The organism is Paenarthrobacter aurescens, from assembly GCF_041549525.1.
GTDB classification, from domain to species: domain Bacteria; phylum Actinomycetota; class Actinomycetes; order Actinomycetales; family Micrococcaceae; genus Arthrobacter; species Arthrobacter aurescens.
On record NZ_CP157456.1, the window covers coordinates 2,427,021 to 2,449,619 of the forward strand.

Sequence of the window (22,599 nt, forward strand, 5' to 3'; positions counted from 1 at the left end):
ATTCTGCGTCATGGGGGCTTCCGGCAACAGGAATAAGCGACACTGCCGCGCTCAAAAATCCTACCATCGGAGCACTTGTAAGCTGCTGAGCGATAGGCTGGGCGCGTGCCTATTACTAATGAACGCATCGTGTGGATCGACTGCGAAATGACCGGCTTGGACCTCAATAACGACGCCTTGATAGAGGTTGCGGCGTTGGTGACAGACTCCGAGCTCAATATTCTGGGCGACGGCGTGGATGTGGTCATCAAGCCCGACGATGCCGCCCTGGAGCAAATGAACGACTTTGTGCGGGACATGCACACCCGCTCCAAACTCCTGGACGAGCTCCCCCACGGCAAGACCATGGCCGAGGCCGAGGCACAGGTCCTCGAGTACATCGAAAAGTGGGTGCCGGACCCCCGCAAGGCTCCCTTGGGCGGAAATTCAGTGGGAACCGACAGGATGTTCCTGGCCAGGGACATGCCCAACATTGTGGAACACCTCCACTACCGCGTCATTGATGTCAGCACCATCAAGGAACTCTCACGCCGCTGGTTCCCGCGTGCGTACTTCCAGTCACCGGCCAAGCACGGGGGCCACCGCGCGTTGGGCGACATCAAGGACTCGATCGACGAGCTGCGTTACTACCGCCAGGCTGTCTTCGTCCCGGCACCGGGACCGGACACGGCCACCGCACAGCGCATTTCCAAGGAAATCATGGCTACCGCGGAGACCTTGGGAACCAGCTAGGGATGTGATCTGCACCATTTTTTGAGGTTTTTTCGCGAAAACCGGCAAAAGTGGACTTTGCACCCCAAAACAGCAGGTAAGCTATTTGTCGTTGCCTTGAAGGAAAGCCGGTCAAACGGTTCAGTCCAAAAAGGCACATGGTGGGCTTAGCTCAGTTGGCAGAGCGCCTGGTTGTGGTCCAGGAGGTCGCGGGTTCAACCCCCGTAGCTCACCCCACCGAGATTGGCTCAAGAGCCGGTTTCCACAAAGGCCGCACCGGTTATCCGGTGCGGCCTTTGCTTTTTAACCCGGGCCGGGCGCACGGGACTACAGCGCTAGACGAAGGATTACTGAAATGACCGTCCTGCCAGTCACCATCTGGGGCGAACCTGTACTGCACCGCCGGGCAAGCGAGGTGGAGGTCTTCGACGACGAACTCCGCAGCTTGATCGCGGACATGTTCGAAACCAATGATGCCGCTAACGGGGTGGGGCTCGCCGCACCCCAAATCGGCGTGGGCAAGCGGCTCTTCGTCTATAAGTACGCCAACGACGACGGTGTTCCGGAGCAGGGTGTGGTGGTCAACCCGGTGCTGACACTGTCCAAGGTCTCAGGAGCGCTTCCCGATCCTGACGAACACGTTGAAGGCTGCTTGTCCTTCCCGGGTGAGTACTATCCTTTGCAGCGCGCAGAGTGGACACGGGTTCAGGGCTTCGACGGTGACGGTAATCCCGTGGATTTCGAGGCAACCGGCTGGTTCGCCAGGATCCTGCAGCACGAGTTCGACCACCTGGACGGCAAGTTGTATGTCAACCGGCTGGTGGATCGGTACTCGAAAAAGGCGCTTAAGCAAGCAAAGAAGAACGGTTGGGGCGTGCCGGGCCTGACATGGATGCCGGGCGTCGATCCCGATCCGTTTGGACACTGAGCCATGGCCACCAGCCCTTATACGGATCTTTTCGGGCTCCTTGATATCACCGGCGAAGACGCCGTTGAGTGTGCACATCTTCTGGACACGCCCCCTGATGAGCCTGTACTGCGGGCAATCACAGCAATGCAGGACCGGCTCGGAAACTTTCCGCTTGACCCCGTCACGGCAGATGGGCCTGTACAGGATGAAGCCGGCGTGGAGAGAATCTGGATTGAGGCACTCCTCCGCTTTGCTCCGAACGTTCACGCCTACCACCAGAATCTGGGCATCAACAAAGCTGTTTCTGCGGCCTCTTTGGCGGATGTAGGTTTGCAGCTCCGCATTAACCGGCGGGTCCACGGTCATTTTGGTCTCGATACCTGGGCTTGGCTCACGTTGCATATGGCCGGAAATCTGTTCCGGCTGGGCCGGTTGCAGTTTCACCTGGTGCCTGACGGCAGCCAAACCCCAGAGTGGGTTCTTGGCGTCCACATACCCGAAGATGGCGGCCTCTCCCCTGAGCTGGTGGATGCCAGTTTCGCAGAGGCCCGGTCCTTCTTCCCCAGGTTCTTCCCCGACAAGCCTGCCCGCAACGCTACGTGTGATTCCTGGATGCTTGACCCTTACCTGGCAGAACGCCTTCCCAAGAGCAACATCGCTTCCTTTGCCCGGCGCTTCACACTGGATCGCTGCACCGATGCTCCTACCGATGCCGTCTACTTCACGTTCAGGCAGCGTGGGCTCCATGACCTCAACAGGCTCCCACGGGAAACCTCACTTCAGCGGGTGGTCCTGGAACGGATCGACGACGGCGGTACCTGGCAGCTCGGGCATGGTCACCTGGCGCTGTAAATGGTTTGTTGTTCCGGACAGGAAACCAGAACCTTTTTCATGGCGTCCTTTTCGGCCTGCGTAATCCACAGTTGATAGGCCGCTTTTACTGAGACCTGCCGCGCAACGTAGTGACAACGGAAATTCTTGTTGGCCGGCAGCCACGTGGCGGCGTCACCGGCACCCTTCTTCACATTGGCCGGACCATCCGCGGCAATCAGGTTCAGGGGGTCGTTGGCGAACATTTGCCGCTGCTGGAGGGTGAGTTGCTGGGCCCCCTTCTGCCAGGCATCAGCGAGGGCTACCACGTGATCGATTTGAACAGCCGAGCTGGTGTTCTGGCCTCTTTGGAAGACTACTTGGGCACCCGTATAGGGCTCCTGAAAGTTACCGCCGGATACTTTGCAGGTGGAACCTTCGGTGAACACCACCGCGACGAGGTCCCTTCGGAGAATGTCATTGCGGGTATCGCACCCATTACGATCAGCGTCTGCCCACGCTTGGCCAAATGCGGAGCGATCGTAATCTGACTTGGGCGCGCGCCCTTTTACCGGGAGCCTCTCCAAAGCATCGACAGCTTTCTCAGGAGCAACAACCGCCGCGCCACGAAGGGGTTTCATCCAACCGGCATTGAATACCGGTGCTTCGCTGGGTCCGCCCACCCACGGTTCAGCAGCACTGAATTGTCCGGAGGTGAAGTACCAGGAGAGTCCCGCGACGACGGTGGCAGCGGCCAATCCAAGAATGGCCCACGCTTGGCGGGACCGTCTGCGGGCGCGTTTATAGGCAGACCAAGTGGTACTCAAGAGACTCCATCCAGAGGGAAAGCAATGTCCTACGAGCGTAGAACATGGCCCCGACAGTCAGAGTCGATATCCACAGTGTTCAGGACGAGTCACACTGTTGAGGTACGTCACAGCGTTCAGGTTTATTGCTCCCGCATCACCCGCTGCAGGTCCTCAGTTGCCACCGCGAGGAGGTTTCGCAGCTGCTCCACCCGTTGATCGCTCACGTCACCGGCGGCGTTGGCTGCTATTGCCTGGTCCAAAAGTCTTTGGGCCTGCTTGTGATTGGCCTTGGCTACGTCCAAGGCGTGTTCAAGCGTGGTTTCATGTTCCAACGTAGATTCGTTTTCCATGAACCCATTTTGATCAGGTTTCCCGGCCGATGCCAGTGACTCAGCCGGGAAACCTGTGGATACTTCGGAGTTGCTAGGCGCCAGCAGTTTCAAGCACAGCGATGGGCGCAACCACGTCACGTGCAGGGAAGGACGGCGGGTTCACACCGGCCATCTCTTCCATGACACGAACAACCTGGCAGGAGTAGCCGAATTCGTTGTCGTACCAGACGTACAGAACGAGGTTCTTGTCGTTGGAAATCGTTGCGAGGCCGTCCACGATGCCCGCGCGGCGGGAGCCAACGAAGTCGGTGGAGACAACATCCGGAGAGTCGATGTAATCGATCTGCTTGCGAAGATCCGAGTGGAGGGACATTTCGCGGAGGAAGTCGTTGACTTCATCCCGGGTGGTGCCCTTTTCAAGGTTCAGATTCAAAATGGCCATGGAGACATCCGGGGTGGGTACGCGGATGGCGTTGCCTGTGAGCTTGCCCTGCAGTTCCGGAAGCGCCTTGGCTACAGCCTTCGCGGCACCGGTCTCCGTGATGACCATGTTCAATGCTGCGGAACGGCCGCGGCGGTCACCCTTGTGGAAGTTGTCAATCAGGTTCTGGTCATTGGTGAAGGAGTGAACGGTCTCCACATGGCCGTGAATGATGCCGAATTTGTCATTAATGGCCTTCAGCACCGGCGTAATGGCGTTGGTGGTGCAGGATGCTGCGGTGACGATCTTGTCTTCATCTGAGATGTCGCGGTGGTTGATGCCGTGAACAATGTTCTTCAGATCGCCCTTGCCCGGGGCCGTCAGCAGAACGCGGGCAGCGCCCTTGCTCTGCAGGTGCTGGGAAAGGCCCTCGGCGTCACGCCAGCGGCCGGTGTTGTCTACTACCAAGGCATCCTTGATGCCGTAAGCGGTGTAGTCAACAGTGGCAGGGTTGTCCGAGTAGATCACCTGGATCTGTACACCGTTGGCCGTGATGGTGTTGGCTTCCTCGTCCACGCGGATGGTGCCTTCGAAGGAGCCATGTACCGAGTCCCGGCGAAGCAGCGAAGCGCGCTTCACGAGGTCATTCTCAGCACCCTTGCGGACAACAATCGCGCGAAGGCGCAGACCGTGTCCGCCGCCGGCCTTTTCAATCAGGATGCGGGCCAGGAGACGGCCGATGCGGCCAAAGCCGTACAGCACGACGTCGGTGCTGGTGCGGTCGTCAGCCCCACGCTTTCCCACGATTTCTGCGAGCTCGGCACGCAGGTACTCATCCAGGGAGGCCCCGTTGCCTTCGGCCCGGAACTTCTCGGTCAAGCGTGCAATATCAATGGCGGCCGCACCGAGTTCCAGCTCAGAGAGTGCGTTCAGCAGCGGAGCAGTCTCTTCGAGCAGCAGTTCATGGTTGCTCATCCGGCGCGCAAATCGGTGTGCCTTGAGGATGTTCATGGTGGACTTGTTGATCAGGCTCCGGCCGTGGATGCTCGTGACCACATTGTTTTCCCGGTACAACCGGCCGATTACCGGAATCATGGCTTCGGCGAGGGCCTCCCGGCCCATCCACTTATCAAGACAAGAATCTGACGTCTGGCTCACAGAACTACCTTCCTTGGGTCAACCACATACGTCCTCGTATGCAGATGGCAGCGGCCGCCCGGAGTAGTCCTGCGGCTCATGCGCCGGCGGGCTTCGGTCCACCCACAGCGCCTTGAACGAGAGCAAAGAAAATCCGCCGGCTGCGAACGCAGTCCCGGCGGCAGAACATCTACGTTCAGTAACCATTCTAAGGCGGAAGGCAGGAGCATAGGACGCCCTGCGGCGTGAAATCACTCACACGCCGGTTTCGCGCCAGTCATAAATGGATGGGTCGACCGATACGCCGGGTTCTGTCATCCCTGCCGTTACCGGAAAGGGAGTGGCGGCCATCCATCTACGAACGCCGTTGCCGACGCCCTCCAGCAGCCTACCCGGACACTCGGGCGAGCAGCCCTCAAACGTGTCCTGTCTGGCCTTGCTCCGGGTGGGGTTTACCTAGCCTCCCCGGTCACCCAGGGAGCTGGTGGTCTCTTACACCACCGTTTCACCCTTACCTGCTGCCCTGCGATGCGGAACATCACAGGACACAGGCGGTCTGTTCTCTGTGGCACTGGCCTGCGGGTTACCCCGAGTGGGCGTTACCCACCACCCTGCTCTACGGAGCCCGGACGTTCCTCGAGCCACTTTCGTGACGCGCGACCGCCTGGTCGACCCATCCGCTGTCCAGTCTACCGGCGTCCGGACGTGCCGATGGCCGACGGTAATATCGACTGGTGCTGATTCTGCTGCCGCCTTCCGAAGGCAAGACCCCCGCCGCCAAGGGCCCATCCATTAACTGGGATTCGCTCAGCTTTCCTGAACTGAACCCCTACCGGGCCAAGGTGCTCGAAGCGCTGGGCACCGTGAGCGCGCATGAGGATGCCCTCGCCTTGCTGGGGGTGGGCGCCTCCTTACGGAACGACGTCGAACGCAACACCAGACTCCACGCGGAGCCGGCCGCACCGGCGCACCAGGTCTACTCCGGGGTCCTTTACGACGCCCTGGGGTACAGCACCATGACGCCGACGCAACGCCGCAAGGCCGACGAGTCAGTCCTGGTGGTTTCTGCCCTGTGGGGCGCCATCGGTTTCGGCGACCACGTGCCCGCCTATCGCTTGTCCATGGGAACCGCACTGCCCGACGTCGGGCGCCTTGCTTCCTATTGGAAGCCGCAGCTTAACGCTGCCCTCGCCTCACGCACTGAAGGCGAGCTGTTGGTGGACTGCCGCTCCAGCACCTACGCCGCGGCCTGGGCTCCTCCGGCGTCCCGGACAGTCAACGTGAACGTCTTCAATGAGGCTGACGGCAAGCGCACGGTAGTCAGCCACTTCGCCAAGCACACCCGCGGCGAACTGGCCAGGCACTTGCTGACCCGTCGCGGCAAAGCACCGGCAACCCCGGAGCAGCTCCTGAAGGCTGCCGGTGAAATGTGGACTGCCGAACTGGTTGAGGGCACGGCCCGCAAGCCGCACGCATTGAACATCATCCTGTCCAGCTGATCCGCCCGTTACAGGCGGGGCGGGCTTGATTCAGTTCCACTCCGCCGAGCGAACAAGGATGACACCTGAATCCGGGCAAAAGACAATATCGTCCTCAGCTGCGGCTTTGACTTCGGCGAGATCGCCGGGGCTGAGCATCATGCCGGAGCCTTCGGACTTACCGTGGAAGAGCCGTGCTGCACCGACGCCCCTCTTGGCAATGGTTTTCTCATAGATGGCAAGAATTCCGGCGTCCAGCGATTCGGCGAAGGCGGCCCGCTGGCCCCGAACCACTGCTTCTTCGGCCGCGATCTCGGCTATGGCCTCATCCAGTTCGGCGCGGATGCTGCCAAAAGAACCCTGGATGTCGTCAACGATCACTTGCTGGGCAGCCTGGCGCTCACGCAAGGTGTCCAGTCGTTCCAGGATTTCGAGCTCCACGTCTTCGAGATCCGAGCGACGCTTGTTAAGGGAAGCGATGTCACTCTGCAGGGCCACCAAGTCCTTGGACAGGCCTGTCCCGCTATTAAGCCGGGCCTCGTCGCGTTCAATGCGGCTGGCTACCTGCTCAACGTCAGCTTCCGCGCGCTTAAGTTCTGCTTCTGCGTCGTGGACGGCAACCTTGGCCGCGCCAAGCTCACCGTTGGCCACGCTCAGGGCATCGGTGAGGTCAGTGATACGTGGATCCGTTTCCAGAACCTTCCGGCGGCCGGCCAGTGACCTGAGCTTGGCATCGAGCCCCTGCAGTTCAAGCAATTTCAATTGTTCTGCCGGTGCTGCTTTCGCCACGCTTACCTCCGCTGTTAGCCACCGGTACTGGGGATCAGTTCCGGCTGAACCGCCACTATCCATCAGGGCGGTCCGTATCTTCCTAGACTCTAGTCCCCGCCGGGAGTGAGTATGAAGTCCCAGGGATCGCTGTTGGTGCCGCTGACGCGGATTTCGACGTCGTAGCCTTGGTCCGCGAGTACGTTGCCCAATGCGTCAGCAGCGGCAGGCAGCCACAGCCATTCACTGGCGAAGTGCGAAACATCAATCAAGTAGGGCCGGCCGTTGGTGGCGCCTTCACGGGCTTCGGATGCAGGATGGTGACGCATGTCCGCTGTGACGTACACGTCGGCGTTACTGGCTCTGACGGCGTCGAAGAGGCTGTCCCCGGCTCCACCGCACACGGCAACACGCCTGACCAAACCATCTTTGTCTCCAGCGACCCGGACCCCACCTGCCACAGCGGGCAGCATTTCAAAGACGCGGGCAGCAAAATCACCCAGCGTCTCAAGGTCAGGAAGGTCCCCAACACGGCCAATGCCTTCCTCAGGCAAGCCGTTGCTGGCCGGGGTCAAAGGGGTCACATTCTCCAGGCCAAAGGCATCAGCGAGGACATCGGAAACCCCGCCCACGGCCGAATCTCCATTGGTATGGACGGTCAGCAGCCCTGTTCCGGCCTCAATCAGCCGGTGGACGGCCAGGCCTTTGGCTGAGGTGGCCGCCACGGAGTTCACCCCTTTGAGCAGCAGCGGGTGATGAGTGATCAGCAGGTCCGCTCCCCATTCCACAGCCTCATCGATCACGGCAAGGGTGGGGTCCACGGCAAAGAGCACTTTTGTGACGGGAACACTCGGGCGGCCCACTACGAGGCCTACCTCATCCCAGTCTTCGGCCAGGGACTCCGGCCATAGTTCCTCCACAGCCAGCAACACCTGACCGAGCGTAGGATCACCGCCGGCGTCCGCTGTCTGGTCCTCTTCGACGGAATCCACATCAGAAAGGGGGGTGTTTACTGCTTCCATGCTCTTATTCTTCCCTACTGAGCCGTATTTCTTCCCTACTGAGCCCCCATCAGGTGGCGGCCACTCCGTGGCACCTCCCCGGCGCCGTAATTCTCCCGTAAGGTGAAGCGGGAATCATCAGGCCCTCCGATCCATTGAAGAGAACATGAAAACTTTCGTACTTGGCGGCGGCTGCTTCTGGTGCCTTGATGCCGTTTACCAGAAGACCCGCGGCGTCAGCTCGGTAGTGTCCGGCTACACCGGCGGCCACGTCCGCAACCCCGATTACTACGAGGTATGCTCCGGGACAACCGGCCATGCTGAAGTCGTGGCTGTGACGTTTGACGAAACCGTGGTTCCGGAGGAGGTCATATTGGACATGTTCTTCGCGCTCCATGACCCCACCACGCTGAACCGGCAGGGCTACGACGTTGGTACCCAATACCGTTCATCAATGTTCTACACAACTACGGAAGAAAAGGTGTTGTTCGAAGAAGCAATCGAACGCGCCCAGCCCCTGTGGTCGGATCCGATTGTGACCGAGGTGAGCCGCCTTCCGGAGTTTTATGACGCTGAGGAAGTGCACCAGAATTACTATGCAAAGTTCCCTTATCAGGGCTATTGCCAGGTGATCATCAACCCGAAGCTGGCAAAGGCCAGGAAATATTACTCTGCATGGCTTACTGCTTAGCGGGGTTTCGATCCCGCTGGTTAGGCTGACCTCAGCATTCCCTCTTCAGAGATAGGCGTAATTTTCATGGCAAGGATCTACGACGACGTCACGCAGCTGGTCGGCCGCACTCCGCTGGTTCGTCTGAACCGGCTCACCGAAGGCCTCGACGCCACCGTTGCAGTCAAGCTCGAGTTCTACAACCCGGCCAACAGTGTCAAGGACAGAATCGGCGTGGCCATCATTGACGCTGCCGAAAAGTCCGGAGCCCTGAAGCCGGGCGGAACCATCGTTGAGGGTACTTCAGGCAACACCGGCATCGCCCTTGCCTTGGTAGGCGCAGCACGCGGCTACAAGGTCATCCTGACCATGCCTGAGACCATGTCCACCGAGCGCCGCGTCATGCTGCGCGCTTATGGCGCCGAGATCGTCCTGACGCCCGGATCTGAAGGCATGCGCGGCGCTGTCGAAAAGGCTCAGGAAATTGTTGCCAACACGGAGAACTCCATCTGGGCGCAGCAGTTCGCCAACGAGGCCAACCCTGCGATCCACCGCGCCACCACAGCGGAGGAAGTCTGGGAAGACACCGACGGTGAAGTAGACATCTTCGTGGCCGGCGTAGGCACCGGCGGCACCATCACAGGTGTGGGCCAGGTCCTCAAGGAGCGCAAGCCCGGCGTACAGATTGTGGCCATCGAGCCCAAAGATTCGGCGATCCTCAACGGTGGAGCCCCTGGCCCGCACAAGATCCAGGGCATTGGCGCCAACTTTGTTCCCGAAATCCTGGACACCAACGTCTACGACGAAGTCCTTGACGCGACCCTGGAAGATTCGGTCCGCGTGGCCCGCGAGCTCGGTGCCCGCGAAGGTATCCTGGGCGGCATCTCCTCCGGTGCGATCGTCTGGGGTGCTTTGGAGCTGGCGAAGCGCCCCGAGAACGCCGGCAAGCTGATTGTGGCCGTGGTGTGTGACTTCGGAGAGCGTTACATCTCCACTGTGCTGTTCGACGACATCCGCGGCTAACACTTAGTCCGCACGCCTTCATTTCCTGTAGAAAGGTCTTTGTGAGCTTCTTCGCAAGGCTTAAGGAAGACCTCGACGCCGCCCGGTCCCACGACCCGGCGGCTCGAGGCTCTTTTGAGAACTTTTTCGCATACTCCGGCCTGCACGCCATTTGGGCGCACCGGATAACGCATCGTCTCTGGCAGAATCCGGCGCTGCGTTTTCCTGCGCGCCTGATATCCCAATTGGCAAGATTCCTTACCGGCATTGAAATCCACCCCGGTGCAACCATTGGCCGCCGGTTTTTCATTGACCACGGCATGGGAGTGGTGATTGGCGAGACTGCCGAGATCGGTGAGGACGTGATGATCTATCACGGAGTAACGCTCGGCGGCCGATCGCTGGCCAAGGTCAAACGGCACCCTACCATCGGTGATCGCGTCACCATCGGTGCCGGCGCCAAAGTCCTGGGTCCGATTACCATCGGCGCGGGCAGTGCAATTGGCGCCAATGCCGTAGTGGTCAAGGATGCCCCGGCTGATTCGATCATCACGGGTATCCCCGCGACGTGGCGCCACCGTGATGCACGATCCGAAACCAAGCCTGCCGTGGATCCGGCGGAGTACTACATCGAATACCGGATCTAACCGGCCAGCCTTCGGTAGAAGTTCCAAAAGACAGCATCGAAGGCGCGGTCCGGAAGAATTCTGCGCATTGCCAGGACGCTCCAGGCGCCCCTGCCCACCGGGTAGCGGGTCCTGGGGCGTTTTGCCGTTGCGGCGCGAGCAATGGTTCCAGCCACCACCTTCGCCGGCGTAGACAACACATGGCCGGTTCCGGAGGTGGATGCCAACGCGGCAGCCACAATGTGCGCTTGTTCCCTGTAGGGCCCGCTGCCCGAGGCCATTAACAGGCCCTCCCCCGCTAAGGCGCCCCACTCACTGTCTGTTCCCGATGGTTCAATAATGACCACGTCGATTCCGTGTGGCTTCAACTCCAGCCGCAGCGAATCGCTCATTCCCTCCACGGCAAACTTGGTGCCGTGATACCAGGCGCCCAGTGGTTCGTAGATCTTTCCGCCAATGGAAGTCACATTGATGATCCGGCCTGAGCGGGCCCTGCGCATTCCCGGAATCACCAGTTGGGTCATCCTTGCCAAGCCCATGACATTGACGTCAAACTGTCGCCTGCCCTCGGCCAGCGGAACCTCCTCCAGTGAGCCGTAGGAACCATAGCCGGCATTGTTGACCAGAACATCGATCCGGCCGTGGGCCGCTTCCACGATCGCCACCGCGGACATCATCGATTCCTCCGAGGTGACATCCAAGGGCAGGACGGTGATGCCGTGCTGCTTCAGCGGCTCCATCTTCTCCAGCCGGCGTGCACCCGCGTAGACCGTAAAGCCGGCCGAACTGAGGGCAATGGCAGTAGCGTAACCGATTCCAGTGGAAGCTCCGGTGACAAGTGCAGTGCGGGATGCCATGGTGGCCTCTTCCGGTGAATTCGAACAAACAGTCAGCGACGGCAAAGGCCGGCCCCTCCCAGCGTAACTGGGCTGAACCGGCCTTTGGCGCGAAGCTGTTTGCTAGTGGGTGTCCACTGCCGAGATCTCGGACTTGTCTTCGCCCCAGAGCGTGTGGAATGTACCTTCGGTGTCCACGCGACCGTAGGTGTGTGCACCGAAGAGGTCGCGCTGGCCCTGGATCAAAGCAGCGGCGACGCGCTTACGGCGCAGACCGTCGTAGTAGGCCAGCGAGGAGGAGAAGACCGGTACCGGGATACCCAGCTGGACAGCTGTTGCCACCACGCGGCGCCAGGCCGGAAGTGCCTCGGCAATTGCCTTGGTGAAGGCCGGGGCGAACAGCAGGTTGGCGGGCTTTTCCTCAGCCGCGTAGGCCTTGGTGATGTCCTTGAGCAGCTCTGCACGGATGATGCAGCCTGCGCGCCACAGCGAAGCGATCTCGTCCAGCTTCAGGTCCCAGCCGTATTCCTTGGCAGCGGAGGTCAGCATGTCCAGGCCCTGGGCGTAGGAGACCAGCTTGGAGGCGTACAGTGCCTGGCGGACGTCCTCAACGAACGTCTCCGGGATCTCCACTGTGGCTTCTTCACCGGCGAGCAGTTCCTGGCCGAGCTTGCGCTGCTCGGTCTGGGAAGACAGTGCACGGGCGAACACGGACTCGGCGATGCCGGAGACCGGTGAACCCAGTTCCAGCGCGGAAATGACTGTCCAACGGCCTGTGCCCTTCTGACCTGCAGCGTCAACGACGACGTCCACGAACGGCTTGCCCGTCTTGGCGTCGACGTGCCCGAGGACCTCGGCGGAGATTTCGATCAGGAAGGAGGACAGATCGCCCTTGTTCCACTCGGCGAAGATCTTGGACTGCTCGGCGGGCTCAATGCCGGCGCCGGAGCGAAGGAGGTCGAATGCTTCACCGATGACCTGCATGTCGGCGTATTCAATGCCGTTGTGAACCATCTTGACGAAGTGGCCGGCGCCGTCGGTGCCGATCCATGCGCAGCACGGCTCACCGTCCACCTTGGCCGAGATTTTCTCCAGCAGCGGGCCCAAGGCGTCGTAGGACTCACGCGAGCCGCCGGGCATGATGGACGGGCCGTTCAATGCGCCCTCTTCACCACCGGATACACCGACGCCCACAAAGTGGAGGTCCTTCTTTGCCAGCGCGGCTTCGCGGCGGCGTGTGTCCTCGTAGTGCGAGTTACCGGCGTCGATGATGATGTCCCCGGCTTCGAGCAACGGCTCGAGCTGCTCGATCACGTTGTCAACGGGAGCGCCGGCCTTGACCATGATCAGGACACGGCGGGGCTTTTCGAGTGAATCTACGAGTTCCTGCAGCGTTTCCGTGCGGATGAAATCGCCGTCCGTGCCGTGCTTTTCCAGCAGGGCGTCAGTCTTTTCCACGGAGCGGTTGTGGAGAGCTACGGTGAAGCCGTTGCGGGCAAGGTTGCGGGCCAGGTTGGCGCCCATCACCGCAAGGCCGGTGACACCGATGTGTGCTGACATCAAAACTCCAATTCGTTCGTTACAAACAGTCGCCCGTTCCCCAATGGGGCACGCGGGAAGCGATCTCAAATCCAGGGGCTGTAATAAACCATACGTATTTAATCCATGTGCGGGAAAGCGGCGCCCACGTTTTGGAACGGTGCCGCGTCACAAACAGTCTATGATGCCGCCCCCGATCCCCGGACGCACCGGACCTCGCCGCGCCACTATGCTTACCTCTATGTCAACCAGCCTTCACCACCGCGCCGTAGAGCACTTGGGCACCAGAATCGTCGGCGGCGCCCTTCCTACAGGCCATGTCATGTTGGCCGAGCATTTGGAAGACGAACTCAAAGTCTCCCGCTCCGTGGTCCGTGAAGCTGTCCGGGTTCTGCAGTCCCTGGGGCTTGTGGAAACCATCAAACGGGTAGGTATCCGGGTGTTGCCGGCACACCGCTGGAATCCTTTTGATCCGCTGGTCATCCGGTGGCGGCTTGCAGGCGAGGGGCGTGGCGCCCAGTTGAGGTCCCTCGCGGAACTGCGTTCCGCCGTCGAGCCTATAGCGGCTGAACTGGCAGCAAACAACGCGCCCGAAAGTCTCCGGCAGGAATTGGTGGGCATCTCCCTTGCCATGAAAGAAGCCGGCGATGCCGGCGACATGGCACGCTTCCTTGACCTCGATATCCGGTTCCATGCATTGGTCCTCTCCGGCTCCGGCAATGAAATGTTTGCCAACCTCGTTGGCCAGGTCACGGAGACCCTCACAGGCAGAACAGTCCACGGCCTCATGCCTGAACATCCCCAGAAGCAGGCCCTGCAGTGGCATATGGACGTCGCCCATGCCATAGATGCCGGAGACGGTTCACTGGCACGCGACGCCGCCGCAAAAATCATGCGCCAGACCATCGCGGAGCTGGCACCCAGCTGGAATGACCAGCCCCGCGTCTTCGTCCCCGTAGCGAAGAACTAAGCGGTTACTGCCGGAAGTTCAGCAGTACCTTTCCGGATTCAGCGGAGTTCCTGGCCACCTCAAAAGCCTCCAGTCCTTGAGCGAGACCGAATTCGTGCGTCACCACAGGGTCCACGAACAATGAACCATCGGCCAGGGCAGCAATAACCTGATCGATTTCGTCATTGAACCGGAACGAACCAAGAAGTTCCAGCTCGCGGGTAATGGCGACGGAGATGAGCACCGGCTGGGGCCCGGATGGCAGGAGTCCCACCATCACCACCTTGCCGCCGCGGGTAGCGCCCTTAATGGCCGAGGCAAGGCCAAAATGGCTGCCTGATGATTCAATGACGACGTCGGCGTCCACTGCCGCGATAGCCTCGGCGTCGTCTCCCTTGAGGACCTCGTCAGCGCCAACGGCACGGGCAATTTCCAAGGGTTTGTCATGCATGTCCACGGCGACGATCCGGGCCGCTCCAGCCCTCTTGAGTACGGCGACGGCGAGTGCGCCTATGGGACCGCTGCCGATTACGAGCGCGGTTTTTCCTTCGATGTCTCCCGCGCGGCCCACCGCATGCCAGGCCACGCTTGCGGGCTCAATCAGGGCGGCAGTGCGGAGATTCAGGCTCTCCGGAAGCGGGCGCAGCATCATGGAGGGAAGGTTGGCGTAGCGGCTGAATGCGCCGTCAGTGTGCGGGTAGCGGGCGGCGCTGCCAAGGTAGGTGCAGCCTGGGGAAAGGTTTGGCCGGTCCTGAGGGTACCTGGCATCTCCGGGTGCCGGGGTTGCAGGGTGAACGGCCACGGGTGTTCCTTCTGCGGGGCCGGTGCCATCGGCTGCCTGCTGGACCACCACGCCCACGATCTCGTGTCCAAGGACCATGGGCTCTTTGAGGATGGACTCCCCTGCCGCACCGTGCAGCCAGTAATGGAGGTCCGAGCCGCAGATACCACCGTAGGCAATCTCCACGATCGCTTCATCGGCAGCCGGCGGGGTCAGCGGGATCTGCTCAATCCTGAGGTTACCTTTGCCGTGGGCTACTACTGCAGGTCCGGAGGCCGGGAGGATGACGCTCATCAGACCACCACCGTCATTCCGCCGTCGACGAAGATCGTTTGGCCGTTCACGAAGTTCGAAGCCTGCGAGGCCAGCCATACAGCAGGCCCGGCAAGATCGGCCACTGTCCCCCACCGGTTGGCGGGGGTCCGGCCAAGGATCCAGGAGTTGAAGTCGGCATCGTCCACCAGGTTTTGGGTCATTTCGGTGTGGATGTACCCGGGGGCAATTCCGTTGATCTGAAGGCCGGAGGCAGCCCATTCCGCGGTCATGGCACGGGTCAGATTCCGGAGCCCGCCCTTTGCCGCAACATAAGGTGCAAGAGTGGGCCGGGCCAGGTCTGTCTGGACCGAACAAATATTGATGATCTTGCCCTGTCCTCTGGGAATCATGTGCCGTGCCGCTTCCCGCCCTACCAGGAAGGCGCTGGTCAGGTTGGTGGTGATCACACGGTCCCAGTCCTCAACATCAAGGTCCAGCATGGGCACACGGTGCTGGATTCCGGCGTTGTTTACCAGGATGTCCAGTGGCCCCACGTTCTCTTCGATCCAGGCCACTGACTCAGCGGCGGCCGTGGAATCGGTGACATCGAAGGCGCGGCTGTGGACTCTTCCTTGCGGGTAATCAACAACCATGGCCTGGTGGGCAGCTTCCAGGCGTTCGGCACTGATTCCGTTCAACACCACTGTGGCGCCTGCGTCCGCCAGACCCTTGGCCAAGGCATTGCCAATTCCCCGGCTGGAGCCGGTGACCAAGGCAACCCTGCCGGTCAGATCAAAAAGTCCACTCATAGTCAGTTGTTCATTCCTTCTTTGCTGGCAAGTTGGCTGGTGGTGGCAGTTGCCGGTATTGCGTCACTGAGGTTGGCCAGTGTTTGGCGGACGACGGCGAGGTCCTGGTCCCCGAGTCCTTGGCGCTTGAGTTCGGCGTACAGGTCGATCGCCGCAGATGCCATGGGCACGGCGGAACCAACGGCTTCAGCGCTAAACACCACGAAGCCCAGGTCTTTATGCATGAACTTCGCCGGCCCGGTGGGCTCATAGTTCTTTGCTGACAACCTTGGACCAACGATGTCCAGCACCCGACTTCCGGCAAGTCCTCCTGAGAGAACCTCGTAGAGGGCCTCCACATCCATGCCTGAGCGTTCGGCGAGTTCAGCCGCCTCGGCGAGGGCCGCCGTCGTGGTTCCCACAATGAGCTGGTTGCAGGCTTTCGCGAGCGACCCCGATCCCAAAGGTCCCATGCGCCGTACCGTGGTTCCCATCGTTTCAAGAAGCGGCTTGAGGGCGTCGAACTGGCCTTGCGTGGCGCCAACCATAATGGCAAGCGTTCCGCTGCGGGCGCCGGCAGTGCCACCGCTGACCGGCGCGTCCACTACCACGGCGTTGCCGCGGGAAGCCTGGTGGACTGTTTGGCCGAACTGCTGGACCGCCGCTGGGGAGACGCTGCTCATGATGACGACGGCGGTGCCTGGCTTGGGTGCTTCGGCGCGCCATGATTCGAGCAGGTCTTCTGCGGCCGCCTCAATGAAGGGCAGATCAGGAAGCATGAAGATGATGATGTCTTCTTGCCGCAGTTCGGCGACGTTGGCAGCGCGCCGAACGCCTGCGAGGCGGTCAAAGACGTTGGCGGAACGGTTCCAGGCGGTCACTTTCCATCCGGCCTTTGCGATGTTTCCTGCCATGGGCGCTCCCATGAGTCCCAGGCCGACAAAGCCCACGCTTTTGCTGGTCATGGTCTGTGATACCTCACTTCTTTGTGGTCATCCTTGCGAATTCTGTTCAATATCCTAGCCGCCATTCAGTATGATGAACACTATGACGACTGATGAACTTACCATCGCCATCGCTGTACCCCTCGAAGCCGAGCATGTAGAGCTGATCCGCGCCGTAGATCCTTCCGTGACAGTTCTCTACGAACCCGAGCTCCTTCCGCCGGAACGCTTCCCGGCCGATCACGCAGGCGATCCTGGATTCAAGCGCACCCCAGAGCAGGAGGAACGCTATTGGGACATGCTGAACCGGGCCCAGATCCTGTACGGCTTCCCCAACGAAAGCCCGGCCGGACTGGCTCGTATTGCCGGAAGCAACCCCCATCTGCAATGGATCCACGCCATGGCGGCAGGAGCCGGTGGCGCGGTGAAGGCCTCGGGGCTGGACACCGAAACCCTGCAAAAGTTCCGCGTCACAACGTCCGCCGGAGTCCACGCATTGCCGCTGGCGGAGTTTTCAGCCTTCGGCATCCTCAACGGCTTCAAGCGCAGCGCGGAGATGGCGCAAGACCAAACTGCCAAGGTTTGGCCTGAGCTGAGGACGCCCACCAAGCTCGCCAACGGGTCAAGAGTAGTGATCGCCGGGCTCGGCGAAATCGGCATGGAGACCGCCCGAATCGCACGAGCCCTGGGAATGAAGGTCAGTGGTACCAAGCGCAACGTTGAGGCCATTGAAGGGATCGACGAGGTCACCGACAACGGTGGCCTGCCTGGCCTGCTCGCTGATGCCGACGCCGTCGTCAACACGCTGCCCGGCACTCTGTACACAGAAAAGCTGTTCAATAAGGACATTTTCTCCGCCATGAAGCCGGGCACCGTGTTCGTGAACGTGGGCCGCGGGACCGTGGTGGATGAAGACGCATTGCTGGAGGCGCTGGACAACGGCCAGGTTTCCTACGCCTGCCTGGACGTTTTTGCGGTGGAACCGCTCCCCCAGGACAGCCCCTTGTGGGCCCACCCCCGGGTCCTGGTCTCACCCCATACCTCGGCCTTGAGCACTGCCGAAAACAGGCTCATCGCAGAACGCTTCTGCAGCAACCTGCGCACCTTCCTGGCCGGCGGGGAACTTCCCCACCTCGTTGATCCGGTCCACTTCTATTAGGCCGGCAACTACCATCCTGTGGCGTCCAGCCACCTCTCGGCCAAGGTCCCGGTCATTGTGCTGACGTAAGTGCTCGAGAGGTGGTTGTCGTCGAGGTACACGTAGACGTTGCCCACAATGCCCGGGCACGAGGTGCCGTCACAGATCAGGTCCGTCATGTCCAGGATGGACAACCCGGTGAAGGTGCCCTCCAACTGATCCAAAGGATTGGTCTCAGCCAGAACCGAGGACAGGGCCGGGCGGCAGCGCGGATCATCCACACCCGAAGCCATGGCACACTCACTGGGGCTGAAGGAGAATCGCGGGTTGTCCCGCATGGCGATAACTTCCACGCCTTGATCCGTGATCTCGCCCAGAAGCTCATCAAGTCCCCACGTAAGTTCCTCCTCCGGCGAGTCCGGAACTGCCGCCGTGCCCACCAGGAAAACGGCATCGGGCTGATGAATGCGGATGTGTTCCCGGACGTTCCGGTTGAAGGCATTGCATTCGTCCCCCACCTCATCGGTTTCGGTCATGAACGGGCAGGCGCCAAATGTGATGGCCTGGACCCTCCAATTGTTCTCCTTCGCCAACGGGCCGATCGCCCCGAGCCACTGCAACGAATGGGACTGACCCACCACAAAGACTGTCTTCGCTGCGTCGGCGCCAACGTCATTCTGCTGGCACTCGGCAAACAGCACCGGATCCGCAGGGCGGAGATCGCCGGTACACGGGCCATCCAGTTTTCCCCAATCCTCCGGAAGCTGCTCAGGGGTGGGCAATGTCCGCGCATCCTTGCCAACCCGGTCCACATAGCCAGGCAACAAGGCCCGCGCCCCGGGGTTGTCATCGGGACTCTGATTGGCAATAAGGCTCCTCTCAGCCTGCTGCTGGAAGCCAAACTGAGCCATCGGGGCGGCTGCCACTGCCAGGCAAACCGCCACGGCCAACGCCAGCCGACGTCGCTTTACCTCCGGCCACCGCCATGCACGCAGCGGCTGCTCCACAAACCGGGTAGTAAGAAACGCCAAGAGCAGTGAGGTACCAACTATCAACGCACCGGTCAGAGCATCGGCATGGTCCCGGTCCAACCACACCAAGGTGACCACCAGCAGCGGCCAGTGCCACAGATACAAGGCATATGAGGTAGATCCGAGCCCTACCAACACCTTGGACGACAGGACCCGGTCCACGCCGAATCGGCTTCCCGATTGCCCTGCGATGATGACGGCCACAGCGGCGAGGGTAGGCCATAGTGCCACGTAACCCGGGAAAGCGGTCTGCACCTGAAGGAGGGCGCCACAACTCAACATGGCCGCCACCCCTGCCCACCCGAGCACGCTGCGGACTCCGCGTCCCGGTTGAAGATAAGGAAGCAACAGCGCCACGAGGGTGCCTAAAGCAAATTCCCACAACCGGGCAAAGGTATCAAAATAGGCCAGTTCCTGATGCGCGGCCGTGAAGTAGATCGAATACGCCAGGGAAACGGCAAAAATCAGCCCGAACACTCCCAACAACACTGCCCTGTAGCGCAAGCCGAAGCGCCTGCAGAGCCAAGCCACAGCAACAAAGATGGCCGGCCACATGATGAACACCTGACCCTGGATGGACAGGGACCAGAAGTGCTGAAAGGGGCTTGCGACGCTGTGGTCCGCCGCATAGTAGTTGACCACCTGCCGCTGAAGCAGCCAGTTCTGAACATAGAACAGGGACGCCCACCCCTGGTTGACTATTTCAATCCAGCGCGTGCGGGGAATGACCAGGTAGGTGGCCGCCAACGTGCCAAGCAAAACCACGACGACGGCGGGCAGCAGCCGCCAGAAAAGGTGCAGCCAGTGCCGCACCAGTGACACCGGCCGGGCATCCTCGAAGCGGCTCACGAACTGCAAGGTCATGAGGAAAGCAGAAATCAGCAGAAAAACGTCCACCCCACCCGAAACCCGGCCGAACCAGATGTGGTACGTAACAACCATGAGCACGGCCAGTGAACGCAGGCCCTGAATCTCAGGCCTGAACGCAGTACCCCGGCCGCCCGCCCGGAGCCGCCCAGGACTTTCCGGTGATGCCAGGCCCTTGGTAGCCGTCATGGACACGCTCCTCTTTCGCTGCACCAATTCTGCACTGCCACGGGTGTTTTGCCATCACGCTCCGGGGGCTCATTTCTGTGTCCCGGACAAAGCAGTAAGGCACCCTCCATAAGAAGGGTGCCGCACTGTTTCTGCTGGTTTTCGGGTATTACTGCGCCGGGTTGTTCGTTGGGGAACTACTTTGCGTCTTCCGTGCTCACCAGATCCCTGCCTGCAGTCTCCGGCGTGAAGAACGTGGTCACGAAGGAGATCAGCGCCAGCACCAGCGAATAGATGGCAAGGACCAGCCAGGAGTGATTGGTGGCGGCCAGCATGAGCGCACCCAGCAGAGGCGCCAGACCACCGGCCAGGACGGCTGAGATCTCGCGGCTCATGGCGACGCCCGTAAAGCGGTACTGCGATCCGAAGAGTTCGGGCAGAAGCGGGCATTGCGGACCGAGCATCGACTGAACACCGATCGCGATGCCTACCGCCATGACTATCCAAACCAAGGTGACGTTGCCCAGGGTGACCAGGTAGAAAGCAGGGACGGCGATGATCGCCTGGAACAGAGCACCGTAACGGTAGACAGGAACGCGGCCGAATCTGTCAGACAGCGCACCGAACGTAACCACCAGGACTGCGGCGAACCCGGCCGCAATCAGCAATCCGACAGGCCCAATGGAGTTGTTGCCGGCAAAGACACCTGCCGGCATGCTCATGAAAGAGACGAGCAATGCCGAGTAGATGGAAGAGTTACCGTTCTCTCCCATGCGGAGGCCGATGCCAATAAGCACGTTCTTCTTGGAGTGCTTCCAGAGCGCACCAATCGGGTTCTTGACCACATTCTTGTGCTTCTCCAGCTCCTGGAAGGCCGGGGTTTCCTTGAGCTTGAGGCGAATGAAGATGGCCACTGCGATCAGGATGAAGCTGGCCAGGAAGGGTACGCGCCACAACCAGCCCTGAAGTACAGATTTATCAGCCAGCGCAATGAGTGCAAAGGTTCCAGCGCCGAGGAGCGTTCCCAACTGTATTCCGACGAATGGCAGTGAAGCATAGAAACCGCGACGGCGACGAGGAGCAACTTCCGAAATCAGCGTAGTTGCCCCTGCCTGCTCCGCCCCTGCTCCCAGTCCTTGGATGATGCGCAATGTAACCAGCAGGACAGCGCCGAGCATTCCAGCCTGTTCGAAGGTGGGAAGCAGGCCGATGGCAAAGCTCGCTGTGCCCATCAAAGCGATGGTCAAGATAAGCACCATCTTCCTGCCGAACCTGTCCCCGATGTAGCCGAAGATCAAACCGCCAAACGGACGTGCAGCGAAGCCAACGCCGTAAGTGGCGAACGAAGCGATCAGGGCACCATCCGGGCCCAGTGGGGAAAAGAACAGCGGGCCGAAGATCAGCGCTGACGCAAGGCCGTAAATGTAGAAGTCGTAGTACTCCAGCGCGGAACCTACAGAGCTGGCCAGCGTAGCCCTGCGGAGCTGTTCCGGCTCAACTACAGCGTCGTCAGCCTCGGCTGCGAGCTTTTCATTTGCACGAGTTATCACAAGCACTCCCTCAAAATCACCCCGGGCCCCCGTTGGCCCAGCGAGATAGTGATGGCATCACCGCCAAGATCACTATGATGAACAGCGTACAGCTTGTTGAACGCACTGCCAAGGTTGAAATCAGATTTATTTCTTTGTGGACCTTGACTCAGCCCATGGGGTTGCCAAGGGAGCGCGCCAATTCCTTGAGTTCTTTGACCATGAGCGCCCCCTGCTCCTCCGAATAAGTTGCCTTCAGTGCAGTCACAGACAGGCCCAGGCTTGGCCCGTGAGCACCGTGAGTGGGGACCGGCACAGCCAGGCACACCACGCCCACCGTGGACTCTTCATCCTCGAAGGCATACCCCTGCTGACGGATGGCGGAAATCTGCGCCTTGAGTTCTTCAGCAGTTTTCAGGGAGTTGGGAGTCATGACCGGGAGCTCCATGCCGTCAGGGAACATCGAGTCGATGTCGTGATCGTGCAGCTGGGCGATGAGGGCCTTGCCCACGCTGCAGAGAGAGACCGGCATTTTGTCACCGATATTTGACGTCAGCCGGACAGCAGGATGGCCCTCGTATCGCGCCAGGTAGATGACGTGGTCGCCGTCGAGCATCGCGATCCGTACGGTTTCTCCGGAGAGGGTTGGCGCCTGTTCGCAGTACTTATAAAACTCCTGAACTTCATCGAGCCGGCTCAGATATGCAGCACCGAGCTCAACGAGCTTTCTACCCAAAGCAAAATCCGCCCCTTGCCGGGTGATGAGGCGTGCTTCTTCCAGCGCCAACAAGAGATTGGAGGTAGAGGACTTGGGAATGCCAAGCTCCCGGGAAAGATCGCTCAGCGTCAAACGGCCCGACGGCGACTCCGCAAGCGCCTCCAGCACTGCGGCTGCACGGGTGACGGCGGGCGCCGGCGATGAGGCACCCAGCCCTTCAGAACGGGGAGAGCGGGAATCGGCCATGATTCTCCTTCAACATCGCAATTCGAGTGTTCAATCTGCTGAACAGTACTCATCATAGTGGAATCCGCATGGCGAAGCGGGGCGCCAGTCTTCGGCGCTTCACCACTCGCGTGCGCCGCACTTTTCAAACCCAAA

General features: G+C 60.6%; 22 protein-coding genes, 1 tRNA gene and 1 other RNA gene. 10 read left to right on the forward strand and 14 right to left on the reverse strand.

Features of this window, described 5'->3' with window-relative positions; translation table 11 throughout:
• Positions 1 to 105: 105 nt before the first annotated feature.
• The 4 genes from orn (at position 106) to ABI796_RS11250 (ending at position 2,473) form a co-directional block, all read left to right on the forward strand.
• Positions 106 to 732: an oligoribonuclease gene (gene orn, locus ABI796_RS11235; protein ID WP_141285054.1), complete on the forward strand. Its 627-nt coding sequence runs from the start codon at positions 106 to 108 to the stop codon at positions 730 to 732.
• Positions 733 to 872: 140 nt separating this feature from the next.
• Positions 873 to 948 (forward strand) — tRNA-His (locus ABI796_RS11240).
• A 118-nt stretch (positions 949 to 1,066) separates the two neighbouring features.
• Complete coding sequence (gene def, locus ABI796_RS11245) at positions 1,067 to 1,639, forward strand: peptide deformylase (RefSeq protein ID WP_141285052.1); 573 nt, start codon at positions 1,067 to 1,069, stop codon at positions 1,637 to 1,639.
• Positions 1,640 to 1,642: 3 nt separating this feature from the next.
• The gene (locus ABI796_RS11250) at positions 1,643 to 2,473 is read left to right on the forward strand and encodes an acyltransferase domain-containing protein (protein WP_141285050.1); all 831 of its coding nucleotides are present in this window, start codon (positions 1,643 to 1,645) and stop codon (positions 2,471 to 2,473) included.
• On the opposite strand, the gene ABI796_RS11255 is transcribed toward ABI796_RS11250, so the two are convergent.
• The 4 genes from ABI796_RS11255 to rnpB form a co-directional block, all read right to left on the reverse strand.
• Positions 2,458 to 3,258, reverse strand: coding sequence for an HNH endonuclease family protein (locus ABI796_RS11255; RefSeq protein WP_141285048.1), 801 nt, complete (start codon positions 3,256 to 3,258; stop codon positions 2,458 to 2,460). The two genes, ABI796_RS11250 and ABI796_RS11255, sit on opposite strands and share 16 nt — an antisense overlap.
• A gap of 122 nt (positions 3,259 to 3,380) precedes the next feature.
• Entirely contained in the window at positions 3,381 to 3,590 is a 210-nt protein-coding gene (locus ABI796_RS11260; protein ID WP_141285046.1) for a hypothetical protein, read from the reverse strand.
• A 73-nt stretch (positions 3,591 to 3,663) separates the two neighbouring features.
• Complete coding sequence (locus ABI796_RS11265; protein ID WP_141285044.1) at positions 3,664 to 5,151, reverse strand: glyceraldehyde-3-phosphate dehydrogenase; 1,488 nt, start codon at positions 5,149 to 5,151, stop codon at positions 3,664 to 3,666.
• A gap of 263 nt (positions 5,152 to 5,414) precedes the next feature.
• Positions 5,415 to 5,806: RNase P RNA component class A (gene rnpB / locus ABI796_RS11270), an RNA gene on the reverse strand.
• A 58-nt stretch (positions 5,807 to 5,864) separates the two neighbouring features.
• Here rnpB and ABI796_RS11275 point away from each other — a divergent pair.
• Entirely contained in the window at positions 5,865 to 6,629 is a 765-nt protein-coding gene (locus ABI796_RS11275) for a YaaA family protein (RefSeq protein WP_141285042.1), read from the forward strand.
• A gap of 30 nt (positions 6,630 to 6,659) precedes the next feature.
• On the opposite strand, the gene ABI796_RS11280 is transcribed toward ABI796_RS11275, so the two are convergent.
• Positions 6,660 to 7,397, reverse strand: coding sequence for a zinc ribbon domain-containing protein (locus ABI796_RS11280; protein WP_141285040.1), 738 nt, complete (start codon positions 7,395 to 7,397; stop codon positions 6,660 to 6,662).
• An 89-nt stretch (positions 7,398 to 7,486) separates the two neighbouring features.
• A complete protein-coding gene (locus ABI796_RS11285; protein ID WP_141285038.1) occupies positions 7,487 to 8,398 on the reverse strand; it encodes a Nif3-like dinuclear metal center hexameric protein in 912 nt (303 codons plus the stop codon).
• A gap of 145 nt (positions 8,399 to 8,543) precedes the next feature.
• On the opposite strand from ABI796_RS11285, the gene msrA reads away from it, so the two are divergent.
• The 3 genes from msrA to epsC all read left to right on the forward strand — a co-directional run bounded on the left by msrA (position 8,544) and on the right by epsC (position 10,696).
• Complete coding sequence (gene msrA / locus ABI796_RS11290) at positions 8,544 to 9,068, forward strand: peptide-methionine (S)-S-oxide reductase MsrA (RefSeq protein ID WP_141285036.1); 525 nt, start codon at positions 8,544 to 8,546, stop codon at positions 9,066 to 9,068.
• A 66-nt stretch (positions 9,069 to 9,134) separates the two neighbouring features.
• Positions 9,135 to 10,070: a cysteine synthase A gene (cysK, locus tag ABI796_RS11295; RefSeq protein WP_024817121.1), complete on the forward strand. Its 936-nt coding sequence runs from the start codon at positions 9,135 to 9,137 to the stop codon at positions 10,068 to 10,070.
• A gap of 41 nt (positions 10,071 to 10,111) precedes the next feature.
• Positions 10,112 to 10,696 (forward strand): serine O-acetyltransferase EpsC, encoded by a 585-nt coding sequence (epsC, locus tag ABI796_RS11300; RefSeq protein WP_141285034.1) that lies wholly within the window; start codon positions 10,112 to 10,114, stop codon positions 10,694 to 10,696.
• Here epsC and ABI796_RS11305 read toward each other — a convergent pair.
• Together ABI796_RS11305 and gndA are read right to left on the reverse strand one after the other, a co-directional pair.
• Positions 10,693 to 11,532 (reverse strand): oxidoreductase, encoded by an 840-nt coding sequence (locus ABI796_RS11305; RefSeq protein WP_141285032.1) that lies wholly within the window; start codon positions 11,530 to 11,532, stop codon positions 10,693 to 10,695. The two genes, epsC and ABI796_RS11305, sit on opposite strands and share 4 nt — an antisense overlap.
• Before the next feature lie 102 nt (positions 11,533 to 11,634).
• Positions 11,635 to 13,071, reverse strand: coding sequence for an NADP-dependent phosphogluconate dehydrogenase (gene gndA, locus ABI796_RS11310; protein ID WP_141285030.1), 1,437 nt, complete (start codon positions 13,069 to 13,071; stop codon positions 11,635 to 11,637).
• A gap of 220 nt (positions 13,072 to 13,291) precedes the next feature.
• Here gndA and ABI796_RS11315 point away from each other — a divergent pair, with 220 nt between their 5' ends.
• Positions 13,292 to 14,020, forward strand: a complete 729-nt coding sequence (locus ABI796_RS11315; protein WP_141285028.1) for a FadR/GntR family transcriptional regulator — start codon at positions 13,292 to 13,294, stop codon at positions 14,018 to 14,020.
• A gap of 4 nt (positions 14,021 to 14,024) precedes the next feature.
• Here ABI796_RS11315 and ABI796_RS11320 read toward each other — a convergent pair whose 3' ends face one another.
• Genes ABI796_RS11320 through ABI796_RS11330 form a run of 3 tightly spaced genes read right to left on the reverse strand, consistent with a single transcriptional unit; the run spans position 14,025 to position 16,788 of the window.
• Positions 14,025 to 15,074: an L-idonate 5-dehydrogenase gene (locus ABI796_RS11320; protein ID WP_141285026.1), complete on the reverse strand. Its 1,050-nt coding sequence runs from the start codon at positions 15,072 to 15,074 to the stop codon at positions 14,025 to 14,027.
• Positions 15,074 to 15,844: an SDR family oxidoreductase gene (locus ABI796_RS11325; protein ID WP_141285024.1), complete on the reverse strand. Its 771-nt coding sequence runs from the start codon at positions 15,842 to 15,844 to the stop codon at positions 15,074 to 15,076. Before ABI796_RS11325 ends, ABI796_RS11320 begins: the two co-directional genes overlap by 1 nt.
• Before the next feature lie 2 nt (positions 15,845 to 15,846).
• Positions 15,847 to 16,788: an NAD(P)-dependent oxidoreductase gene (locus tag ABI796_RS11330; protein ID WP_141285022.1), complete on the reverse strand. Its 942-nt coding sequence runs from the start codon at positions 16,786 to 16,788 to the stop codon at positions 15,847 to 15,849.
• 70 nt (positions 16,789 to 16,858) lie between these two features.
• Between ABI796_RS11330 and ABI796_RS11335 the strand changes: the two genes are divergently transcribed.
• Positions 16,859 to 17,926 carry a D-2-hydroxyacid dehydrogenase gene (locus ABI796_RS11335; protein ID WP_141285020.1) on the forward strand — a complete coding sequence of 356 codons (1,068 nt, stop codon included), beginning with the start codon at positions 16,859 to 16,861 and terminating at the stop codon, positions 17,924 to 17,926.
• 8 nt (positions 17,927 to 17,934) lie between these two features.
• Here ABI796_RS11335 and ABI796_RS11340 read toward each other — a convergent pair whose 3' ends face one another.
• The 3 genes from ABI796_RS11340 to ABI796_RS11350 all read right to left on the reverse strand — a co-directional run bounded on the left by ABI796_RS11340 (position 17,935) and on the right by ABI796_RS11350 (position 22,464).
• Positions 17,935 to 19,992 carry an acyltransferase family protein gene (locus ABI796_RS11340; RefSeq protein ID WP_141285018.1) on the reverse strand — a complete coding sequence of 686 codons (2,058 nt, stop codon included), beginning with the start codon at positions 19,990 to 19,992 and terminating at the stop codon, positions 17,935 to 17,937.
• A 176-nt stretch (positions 19,993 to 20,168) separates the two neighbouring features.
• Positions 20,169 to 21,527: an MFS transporter gene (locus ABI796_RS11345; RefSeq protein ID WP_141285016.1), complete on the reverse strand. Its 1,359-nt coding sequence runs from the start codon at positions 21,525 to 21,527 to the stop codon at positions 20,169 to 20,171.
• 142 nt (positions 21,528 to 21,669) lie between these two features.
• Positions 21,670 to 22,464 (reverse strand): IclR family transcriptional regulator, encoded by a 795-nt coding sequence (locus ABI796_RS11350; protein WP_141285014.1) that lies wholly within the window; start codon positions 22,462 to 22,464, stop codon positions 21,670 to 21,672.
• Positions 22,465 to 22,599: the final 135 nt, after the last annotated feature.